We start from the raw sequence: 11,003 nt of genomic DNA on the forward strand, positions 1-11,003 counted from the left end.
TATGGTTACAAAATTAAATTTTGGAAATATTTCGCTAAATTGGAAAGGAGAATATAGTCAGACACGACAATATTCAAAGGATGATATTGTGCTATTTAAACAATCTGCATATATTGCAACGGCTGCAAGCATAGGGGTTTCTCCTGTGCAAGAAAATTCCCCTTGGCAATTGTTCTTACGGGGGCTTGATGTTTTGCAGGAGCGAGGAGATATAGCGATGATTGGAGAAAATGGGTTAGAGAGGCTCCCTATTGGGAAGGAAAATGAAACTTTACGTTCGTTTAATGGTAGGCTTGTATGGGAAAACATAGATCTATCTGGCAGCGGAATCCCGTTTATTGGGAATTTACCGCAAAGTTTTTTTGTGTTACCAGATCCTGCTAAGAAGGTATGGAAACTACCAATAGTTGATCATGGTAGTGATGCTTTTCGAACATTTTTAATGGCTGATGGTTCGATTAAAGCTGTTGGTTTCGGCGGTGCGTTTCGAAACGGAGATCCTAATGGCTCTAATATATTCCTACCAAATCGTGTTAATACTAATTTTCAAGATATTAAATTTATTGAGATATTTTCTGGGACTAATTATAGCTATGGTTTAACTCAAGGCGGGGATGTTTATAGCTGGGGATTTAATAATAATGGGCAGCTTGGGCATGGAAATACAAGTAATTTAGCGATTGCAACTAGGATAGAATATTTTGTTACAAATGGAATTAAAATATCAAAAATATTTAATAACAGATGGAGCAGTGGCGATATATATAACTCTTATTTTTTGTCAACTAATGGTATATTATATGCAGTTGGAAACAATGCTTGGGGACAGCTTGGGGATAGTACTACAACTCAAAGATTAACTCCAGTTAGAGTTGGAATATTAGAAAATATAGTTGACGTTTTTCCATCTGCAAATCCAATATCAGTATATGCTATAGACTCGAATGGAGATCTGTGGGTATGGGGTGCAAATAATGTTGGACAATTAGGCTTAGGAGATATAACACAAAGGAACATACCTGTTAAAGTCGATGCTTTATCAGATGTAAAGAAAGCTATAGGTGGCGCAACTAATATAACCAATGGTAGCTTCCAAGCTTTTTCTCTAGTATTGCTACAAAATGGAGATGTTTTTAGTTCTGGAGCAAATGGCTGGGGACAATTAGGATTAGGTAATAGCACTAATATGAATAGCTATACAAAGATTCCAACACTAGAGAATATAGAGGAAATTGCTGTTTCACAATCATACCATGCTGCGGCTGCTGCAATCTCTAGAGGTAGAATCTATCTCTGGGGGTCATCTGAAAATGGAAGATTAGGAAAAAGCGTAACTTCATTTATTACAACTCCTGAATTACAAGGAGGAGTATTATCTGGAGATGTGAGAAAAGTCCAGTTCGGTGGATATAGTAGTGTTACTTCGGCTAATAGCGGGCGAACTAATGTATATAATAGTACATTCGTCCAAGTTGGAAATAAGATATATGCAGCTGGTTATTCTGTCAATGGAAACTTAGGAGTTGGCAATATTGTGGCCATCAATAGCACATTTCAGGAAGTTATTGGAATTTCTGGTCAGATAAAAGATTGGGTGGTATCTGGTATTTTCAATAGACATGCATTGTCTGTCCTATATGAAGATGGTAGAGTCGATACAAATGGCAATAATACTTCTGGGCAAACTGGTACTCAATCTACAGTGCTACATACAATCTCAACATTAAAAAACGTTATATTTTTATGAGAAAGATTTTAAAAAACCTAAGGCCAGTATGGCGTGGAATATATGATATTGGCTTGACCTATTTTAGAAATAGTTTAGTCGAATATAGAGGAGACATATATATTTCAAAAAGAAATTTCCCAACTGCTAATCCATTAGCAAACTTAGGAGAATGGGAATTATTTTGTATTGGAACTGGCTTATTCTCAGCTGCAGGACAAATTCTAACTCATAATGGAGACGAGGTAATAACATTAGATATCGGAGAAAATGGACAATATCCTTTAGTTATAGATGGCGAAATAACTTGGGCAGGCGATATAATAGATTTGCCTGATACACCTGTCCCAGAGCCACCAGATCTATCTAAGTTTGCGGCAAAAGTTGCAACTATCACAACAGTTGGTAGTAACAACTATAGGTCATATTTAATGCAAGATGGCAGTGTTTTTGCTGTTGGAAGTGGAGCATTTTTTAGAAATGGAGATTCTGGTGCAAGAACTAATATATTGCCTATAAAATTAACAAATGAAGACAATATAACTTTTGTCTCGCTATATAGTGGAATTGCTTCTAATTATGCCATTACAGCAGAAGGAGACGTGTATAGTTGGGGAGATAATAGCTCAGGCCAATTAGGACATGGTGATCTAACACCTATTGCAACTGCAAAGAAAATAGAATATTTCTCAAACAATTCGATCCAGATTGAGAAAATATTTACAAGTGGTTGGACATATGGAGTTAATATATATTGCTCTTACTTTTTAGCAACAAATGGTTATTTATATGCTTGTGGAGACAATAAAGATGGGAATCTTGGGGATGGAACAAATCTCCAGCAATTAATTCCTGTTAGATGTGGAACATTATCTAATATAAAAGATGTTTCTGTATCTGCTAGGCCTTTTTCTGTTTATGCAGTAGATACCAATGGAAATTTGTATGTATGGGGAAATAATTCTAAGGGGCAGTTAGGATTAGGAAATAGAATAACTCAAACATTGCCAAGACGAGTAACTGCTGTATCTGGGGTTTCCAAAGCAGTTGTAGATTGTGCTCATACTATGAGTTCGACTTTAAGCACTGATTTATTCGATCCTAGCTTTTATCGAGGCTTTGGAATTATATTAACAAATACCGGGGATATTTATAGAGTTGGGAGCAACGATTTTGGACAGTTAGCAACTGGAGACACGACAGATCTTGAGGAATTAACTCGCTTTACTAGCGATAATAGTTTTAGAGATATTGCTATATCTGATGGATATCATGGAAATATTGCGCTTATATCATCTGATAATAGAGTTTTTCTTGCAGGTGCTAATGATTCCGGGCAGCTAGGAACAAGCGATTTAATAGCTAGAAGCAGTATAATAGAACCTATAGGAGATTTTCAAGGAAATGTTACAACTATTAAGTTTGGCGGTACTGGAAATACAAAAGCAATAGTAGTACAGGTATCTAATCGTTTGTTTGCAGCTGGGGAAAATAGCTTTGGTAATCTAGGACTCGGAACAACAACTAATATTTCTACTTTTTCAGAACTTGGCAATATAATAGCTCCTATTGAGAATTGGCAGATATATGGAGTTGGTAACAGTTTTGGAATTTCTGTAGTATTCTCAAACGGCAAAGCATATGCATGTGGAAGAAATAATTTCGGTCAAACTGGAACTCAATCTGAGAATAATACAAACGAACTAATTTTATCAAATATTATATTTTAATCATATGGCTATATATTATTTTTCTAAAGCTGACAAAATCGCTTTTATTGACAGCAATAAAACCCCTATTTTTCTTGGAGAAATGGGAAACAACATCTATTTTTCATTTGCAGGAAACGTCCATGTGCCAGAGAATGCAACCTTGGCGACGTCTGCAAAAATAATTCAGCTACAAGAAAAATCAGTAGTGTTTAGAGGATTAAAAGATGAAATGATTAGGAGGGTATATTTAGAGAAAGATCGCGATTCTATGTTGCTTGGATTCTTAGATATGATGTTGCTCGGAAATAAGAAAACTCTTAACACTGCTGAAAAAGCTAGGAAAGATAAATTAGATGTATTGTCTCGAAAATGTATTCAGATCCAAAATAAGAGAGATGAGATAGCACAATTATTGATTGCAGGAGAAGCTGTGGATTTCTTGTCAGATGAAGCTTGGATAGAGGAGAATAATGGCTAATACGCAACTATCTAAGGCTTTAGAAGAAGCATATGCGTCTGCCCCTGCAGATAATGTAATATTAAATACAATTGAACTCCATCATCCTGATTTTCTAGATGAGCTGGGGCAAGCACAAGCTATTAGAATGGTACAAGACAAAACTCCATTGCTTGCTGTGTTGGAGGATGATGCACCTAAAAATGCTGGCGAGATTGTCCAGTTTGAAGCTATAGCATTTGAACTAAAGCTTCCAAAGTTAGATACAACTCCTGTTCCAGAAATAACCGTATCGATAGATAATGTAAGTAGAGAGCTCATGCCATTTTTAGAGATAGCAGCTACTTCTCAAGATAGGATAGATCTGATATATAGGCCATATTTATTCTCGGATCTCTCAGAACCTCAAATGAATCCACCTTTAAAGCTTGTGTTATATGATATCGAAGCTAGTATATTACGTATAACTGGTAAGGCTAAAATGCTAGATGTTGGAAATATTAAGTTTCCAACAGAAGAATATAATTTGAATCGTTTTCCTGGCCTTAGAAGATGAAAATTAATATTAATAAATATATTGGAAAAGCTTGGAAGAATGGAGCTTCTGGACCAGATATGTTCGATTGTTGGGGGTTTCTTCGATATATTTATATAACTTATTATATGATTCAGCTACAACCAATTAATGTAAATGCCTGCAATACAAAATCTGTAATAGATGCATTCTCTAGTCACTGTGAGTTTAATAATTGGATAGAAGTTCCTCTTGCAGCTGCAAAAGAAGGTGATGCTATATTGTTAGGAAGGAACAAAAAACCAAGCCATGTAGGGATCTGGATCGACCCAGGTGCAGTGCTGCATTGTATGCGATATCATGGAGTCGTCTTCCAAAAAATATCTAATCTTTCTATTTCTAGTTGGAACATCATAGCAATATATAAATATGTCAAAAATAACAATATACAGAAATCCATTTCATAGACATAAAAATAAAGAGATCTTTCTTTTGCAGGAGCAAAAATCTATTAGGGAATGGCTAGATTCTAAAGAAATAGAAGAATTCTCAACTCCAACAATTTGTATGTATAACGGAGAGCCATTACTTCGAAAATACTGGCCAACAACAATTCTAGGAGAAAAAGATATAGTAGATTTTATTGCTGTTCCAAGTGGGCCAATTATAGGAATCATAGGAGCTATTGCTACAGCTCTTGTTCCTACAGCAGCAGCGGCACTAGGTATTACATCAGCATTTGCAATTGCTGCAATTGGTGTTGGAGTTGCGCTAACATTTGGTGCTCTGACATCGATATTTAATAATTCTCAACAGAGAAATCCAATAGAGAGAAGCGCTACTGCTAGAAGTCAAAGCCCCACTTATAATATCCAAGCTCAAGGGAATCAAGCCAGAGTAGGGCAAGCAATACCTGTAATATATGGAACACATATTATATATCCAGATTTCGGATCAACTCCTTACATCTCATATGCAGATAATGGTGACCAATTTGTACATCAATTACATATAATAGGTCAAGGAGAATATGATATATCAGATGTGAGGATTAATGATACTCCAATTAGCTTTTTTAGTGGGATTAGCTCTTCTATTAAAAGACCTGGAGAAGCAATTAATTCTAGCATCTTCCAAACTAACATTTTGACCGTACCAGAAGTCTCAAGTCAAACATTAAAAGATGCTGGAATAATCGGTCCTTTTAATATCAATCCAGAAGGTGTTAACATTTCTGCTATAATTGTTACGATAGTTTTTCCGCAAGGTTTATTTGTTTTAGACGAATCTGGCGGAGATCTTGAACATACAGCGGAATTTACTGTTAGTGTTTCAAATACTAACACTGGAAGTCTTTTTCTAAGTGATACCGATACGTTAACCAGAAATACACGAGATAGATTTGCAGTTACCAAACGTTTTTTTGTAAACACTGGAACACAATATATGGTAAGTATCAATCAATCTAGTGAGATTACATCAATTTCTGGTGTTTTAAGTATTACTGATAACATGGTGTGGACCGTATTACAAGGCGTTACAGACAAAATTGTGACATTTCCTGGCTTGACAACTCTTGCATTAAAAATGAAGGCAACTAACAATTTATCATCTCAATCACAAAGATCAGTAAATTGTATTGTGATACGTAAATTGCCTATATGGAACGGTTCTATATGGTCGGCTCCTGCAAATACAAATTCTATAGCATGGGCAATAGCTGATGTATTAAGAAATAAGTATGGAGCTAATCTCCAAGATACAAGGATAGATCTTGCTGGATTAATAGAATTAGATAGAGTTTGGCAGGATAGAGGAGATGAGTTTAATGGAATTTTCGATCAAACTACAACTGTATGGGAAGCGGTATCTAGAATAGCAAAAGTTGGTAGGGCTACTGTATATTTACAAGGAGGTATTGTCAGGTTTGTTCGAGACCAGAAGGAAAATTCTCCAGTTGCTATGTTTACACCTAGGAATATTGTACAAAACTCATTATCAATTAAATATATACTGCCCAGTGAGGAGACCAGCGGACGTGTTGTAGTAGAATATATGGATAAAAAAACCTGGAGATTTGAGCAAATAACAGCATTTCTTCCTGACTCAACTAATGAAAAAGAAACTAAGGTATCTTTTGTAGGCGTAACTAATAAAAAACAAGCAGAGAGAGAAGGCTTATATCTAGCATCTGTAAATAGATATAGAAGACAAATAGTGACATTTAGTACTGAATTGGAGGGGTTGATTCCGAGTTATGGAGATTTGATTTCTGTTAATCATGATTTACCAAGTTGGGGACAGAATAGCGAGATAATAGCAGTAGATGATAACGTCATTACTGTTTTTGACAGGTTAGATTGGAGCATTCTTCCAGATGTTAAACATTATGCTGTTTTTCGTAAAAAAGATGGGAGTATGAGTGGACCATATGAAGTTACTCGCCTTGGAGATATCAGCAACAAATTAGTTTTACATGAGGACTTGGATTTTGTGCCAAATACTGAGCTAGATAGGGAGAGAACGCATGTCGGGTTTGGAGTCGGATCTGATTGGGGAAAAAATTTAAGGATTATATCTATAACTCCAAGAGGCAATACTGTCCAGATATCTGGAGTTGTAGAAGATGATCGTGTATATATAGAAAATTAAAAATAGGTGAATAAATGTTAACTTTGTTAAGTAGTTTTTTGGGTTTTTTGTCAGCTGGCTTTCCTAATATATTAGGTTTTTTCCAAGATAGGCAAGACAAGAAACATGAATTGGAGATTCTGAAGTTGCAGATGGAACAGCAAAAACAAGGTCACAACCAGCGGCTGCAAGAAATAGAGATAGATGCAGATATAGCAGAGAAAAAAGCTTTGTATAAACATGCAAGCCAACCTACCGGGATCCCTTGGGTTGAAGGGCTTAGAGGGTCTGTTAGGCCGATCATCACTTATTCTTTTTTTCTTTTATTTGCAGTTGTTAAGATTTTGACCATAGCTAAGATGCTAGATTCTGGAAATAGTGGTATAAATAGTTTTCTAGGGATATGGGATCAGGATACAAGAGCTATATTTGCCGCTATAATATCTTTTTGGTTTGGACAAAGAACATTATCTAAATTTTCAGGAAAATGATGCGTATATCGAAATCTGGATTAGATTTAATAAAGCAGTTTGAAGGATATAGAAGATATTCATATATTGATATTGCAGGTGTGCTTACTATAGGTTATGGGCATGTTGTAAGGAGTAAAGAGAACTGGAATGAAGGTATTTCAAGGGCATCTGCAGAAGAATTGTTGAAGCAGGATATTTTATCATCTGAAAGAGCAGTGTCGCGATTAATATACGTGAAGCTTCTACAAAAGCAATTCGATGCTTTAGTGTCCTTTACTTATAATGTAGGTTCTGGAGCACTCCAAAGATCGACGCTGAGACAAAAACTTAATCGAGGTGATTATTTTTCTGTTCCAGAAGAGCTTCTTCGATGGGTTTTTGCAGGTGGAAAAAAGTCTAGAGGATTACTCAGAAGAAGAATTAAAGAAGCAGAACTATATATGACTTAGCGGAAAGAAAAAACTCCTTATAATTATAATTTTCACTAGCAATTATGAGGATTAAATGCAGAATTTTGAACAAGAATATGTAGAAAAGAAATTCTTAGAAGCTGTAAAAACAGGCAATTTTCTTACCCTACAAGAAGCCCTTCGAGACAGAGTCAACGTTAACATCAAAGATCAAAATGGAGATACAGCATTATTAATAGCTGTCAAATCCAACAAACCTAACCTAGCAATCATCGGCATATTATTAGAAACTCCAAGAATAGGAGTTAATTCTAAAGATAAGGATGGACAAACCCCATTTCTAATCGCAGTCAAAAAAAATGATATAGAAATAGTAAAACTTTTCTTATTACTTAGGCAAAATTTTAGTGTTGATGTTGCTGATAATAAAGGAAACTTACCATTTGCAGTTGCTATAAAGAATGAATTTACAGAGATTTTTAAATTACTATTAATAATCAGAGGAGATCTTGATGTAGACGCTCAGGATAAAGATGGTAATACTCCTTTAATGATGATGATTAAACAAAATTCCATTGAAATGGTAAAAGTATTTTTAGCATTAAAACAAAATATGAGCCCAAATACAGCGGATAATAACGAAGATACCCCGATGCATGTAGCGATAAAAAACAAACAATTAGATATTGTAAAAACTATTGTTATGTTTAGACCCAACCTAAGTTCTGGTATTTTAGATAAAAATGGTGATAATTATTTAATGTGTGCAACAAAAGACAAATCTATAGAAATAATAAAAGCTATATTATTAGGGGGTCGGGCTATCGATTTTGAAACTAAAGATAAAGATGGGAAAGATATAGTAGCACTAGTAAAAGAATATACTCCAGAAATTCTTAATTTTTTTCTTGCAAGAAAAGAAAAATATATTAAACTTTCACAGAAACTAGAGGAATTAACATCTAAAACAACCAAAGGTTAAATATGAACGATAATATAAATAAAATGATTTTATGCGTGAAAAAAAATGATTTGATTTCACTAAAACAAGAAATAAGAAATTTTGTTTCTATTTACCAAGAAGAATTTGACTACAACACGTACACAAAAGATCGAGAAAAACCTATTCTAGTCTTCTTTGCAGTAGAATATAAAAAATTACAGATAGCAAAATTTTTACTACCAAAATCAGATTTAAATACAAAAAATTGTAATGGAGATTCAGTACCTTTATATGCTGCAAAGAAAGGATTTTTTGAGATAATAGAATATTGTATAGGCAGAGCCAATTTTAATATCCAAAATGCTGAAAAAAATACAGCACCAATATTTTTAGTGAAAGAAGAACAAACAAAGCTAGTAGAGAAGTTAGTATCTACGGATTGTGTTAATTGGAATATACAGGATAATAATGGAGATACAGCAATCATGCTAGCTATTAAATCTAAAAATTCTGCATTAGTAGATATATTAAAATCTAAATCTGATATAGATGAAATTTTTGATAATGATGGTAATTCTCCAAGAGATCTTGCGTATGTATGTGGTTCTCCATTTTCAGATATAATCAACGGATCTTATGATTCAGAAGAAATACTGAGTGGCGAAAATATAACAGTATGTTTAAATGGGGATAATATTCTCAATACATGTGTTTCAGAAACGATTGCTGTTTGATTAACATATTAGTTCTAGATAATATTATCAGTGATTAGTTAATAATTAAATATGAACCAATATGGAATCAGTTGTAGAATCAGTTAAAATCCCATTAGAGTTTGCAGATAAATCAATAATAATAGTATTTATTGGTATAATCTGCTGGACAGGGCTAAAGAATATCTTTGCAGTTAAGACATTTAAATTCTTCGCTCTTGGTAATAGAAATTTTTCTACAGGAGCGCTAGTCGCAACTATTGTCGCTACATACATGAGTGGGAGTAGTTTTTTTTTAATACTTTCAAATGTATATAACAAGGGTTTATATATTGTATTAGTTTTCTTTAGCTCATACATTGCGATTGTAGTATTAGGAACTATTATTGTACCGAGAATGCAAGATTTTTTAGGTAATATATCTATTGCTGAAGCTATAGACAAAATTTACGGTAAATGGGCTAAGTATGTTGTATCTTTAACAATTATTATAAATTCTGCAGGTGCGGTAGCTGTACAATTCAAAGCATTTGGTAAAATATTTGAGTATTTTTCTACCATTAGTCCTACTACATCTATAGTATTTTCAGCATTATTAGTTACATTGTATTCTACTATAGGAGGAATAAAAGCAGTGGTATATACTGATATTGTACAATTTCTTGCTTTTAGTTTTGCAATAATTTTAATAGGCATAATCGTTTTTCATTATGCAGATATTTCTGATAAAAAAATACTCCAAATAGTTGAAAATAAGCGATTTAATTTAAATAAAATATTTGATACAAATGATCTTGAATTTTGGGATATGATGAATTTGTCTTTATTCTTTTTTATACAATCTTTGGTTGCTCCTACCATGTTACACAGAATACTCATGGGTAGTAATTTAGCAAGGTTAAGAAAGGTAATGATAATTTCAGCTATAGTTTTAGTATTTGTTAAAATTATGATGGTGATTATTCCAATATCTTTATTTGTAATTAATCCTAAATTGGATCCTGAAGCATTAATACCTGAAATAGTAAATAAATATTCTCCTATTACTGGGATTTCTGGTATGCTAATATTAGCTATAATAGCGATGTCAATGTCAACTGCTGATTCACAAATAAACACATCAGCAGTGACTTTTGCTAATGATATATGGCCTAGTAAAAATCCTAAACACAAATTATTTGCTGCTAAATTCTTTTCACTCATAGTAGGAGCCATGGGTTTGGGTATTGCCATAACTAATATTAGTTTGCTAAAAATCATTACTGTGACAGCTGGTATTTATTTATCAATAGTAATTCCAGTATTATTACTAACAATATTCGGATTCAGGACAGATAAGTCAGTTATATTAACATCGATGGGAGTAGGATTTGCTTTTATAATGTTGTTTAGAGTATATTTACCTGAAACTGAACCATCAGTTA

General features: G+C 33.8%; 11 protein-coding genes. All 11 read left to right on the forward strand.

Annotation, left to right across the window (positions count from 1 at the left end):
* Window position 1 precedes the first annotated feature (1 nt).
* Window positions 2–1,747, forward strand: a complete 1,746-nt coding sequence (locus IHI24_RS04385) for an RCC1 domain-containing protein (protein ID WP_194966850.1) — start codon at window positions 2–4, stop codon at window positions 1,745–1,747.
* Window positions 1,744–3,456 carry an RCC1 domain-containing protein gene (locus tag IHI24_RS04390; RefSeq protein WP_194966851.1) on the forward strand — a complete coding sequence of 571 codons (1,713 nt, stop codon included), beginning with the start codon at window positions 1,744–1,746 and terminating at the stop codon, window positions 3,454–3,456. Before IHI24_RS04385 ends, IHI24_RS04390 begins: the two co-directional genes overlap by 4 nt.
* A gap of 4 nt (window positions 3,457–3,460) precedes the next feature.
* Complete coding sequence (locus IHI24_RS04395; RefSeq protein ID WP_194966852.1) at window positions 3,461–3,916, forward strand: hypothetical protein; 456 nt, start codon at window positions 3,461–3,463, stop codon at window positions 3,914–3,916.
* On the forward strand, window positions 3,909–4,451 hold the full coding sequence (locus IHI24_RS04400; RefSeq protein ID WP_194966853.1) for a DUF1833 family protein: 543 nt from the start codon (window positions 3,909–3,911) through the stop codon (window positions 4,449–4,451). Before IHI24_RS04395 ends, IHI24_RS04400 begins: the two co-directional genes overlap by 8 nt.
* A complete protein-coding gene (locus tag IHI24_RS04405) occupies window positions 4,448–4,876 on the forward strand; it encodes an NlpC/P60 family protein (RefSeq protein WP_194966854.1) in 429 nt (142 codons plus the stop codon). Before IHI24_RS04400 ends, IHI24_RS04405 begins: the two co-directional genes overlap by 4 nt.
* Window positions 4,839–7,061, forward strand: coding sequence for a phage tail protein (locus IHI24_RS04410; RefSeq protein ID WP_194966855.1), 2,223 nt, complete (start codon window positions 4,839–4,841; stop codon window positions 7,059–7,061). Before IHI24_RS04405 ends, IHI24_RS04410 begins: the two co-directional genes overlap by 38 nt.
* A gap of 14 nt (window positions 7,062–7,075) precedes the next feature.
* Window positions 7,076–7,531, forward strand: coding sequence for a hypothetical protein (locus IHI24_RS04415; RefSeq protein WP_228777161.1), 456 nt, complete (start codon window positions 7,076–7,078; stop codon window positions 7,529–7,531).
* Window positions 7,528–7,962 carry a lysozyme gene (locus tag IHI24_RS04420; protein WP_194966856.1) on the forward strand — a complete coding sequence of 145 codons (435 nt, stop codon included), beginning with the start codon at window positions 7,528–7,530 and terminating at the stop codon, window positions 7,960–7,962. Before IHI24_RS04415 ends, IHI24_RS04420 begins: the two co-directional genes overlap by 4 nt.
* A 55-nt stretch (window positions 7,963–8,017) precedes the next feature.
* A complete protein-coding gene (locus tag IHI24_RS04425; RefSeq protein ID WP_194966857.1) occupies window positions 8,018–8,905 on the forward strand; it encodes an ankyrin repeat domain-containing protein in 888 nt (295 codons plus the stop codon).
* 2 nt (window positions 8,906–8,907) lie between these two features.
* Complete coding sequence (locus IHI24_RS04430; RefSeq protein ID WP_194966858.1) at window positions 8,908–9,600, forward strand: ankyrin repeat domain-containing protein; 693 nt, start codon at window positions 8,908–8,910, stop codon at window positions 9,598–9,600.
* Window positions 9,601–9,661: 61 nt separating this feature from the next.
* Window positions 9,662–11,003, forward strand: a 1,342-nt coding sequence (locus IHI24_RS04435; protein WP_194966859.1) for a sodium:solute symporter family protein, incomplete at its 3' end; no start/stop codon positions are given.

This window comes from Rickettsia endosymbiont of Cardiosporidium cionae (assembly GCF_015476335.1).
Taxonomy (GTDB): Bacteria; Pseudomonadota; Alphaproteobacteria; order Rickettsiales; family Rickettsiaceae; genus JADHZC01.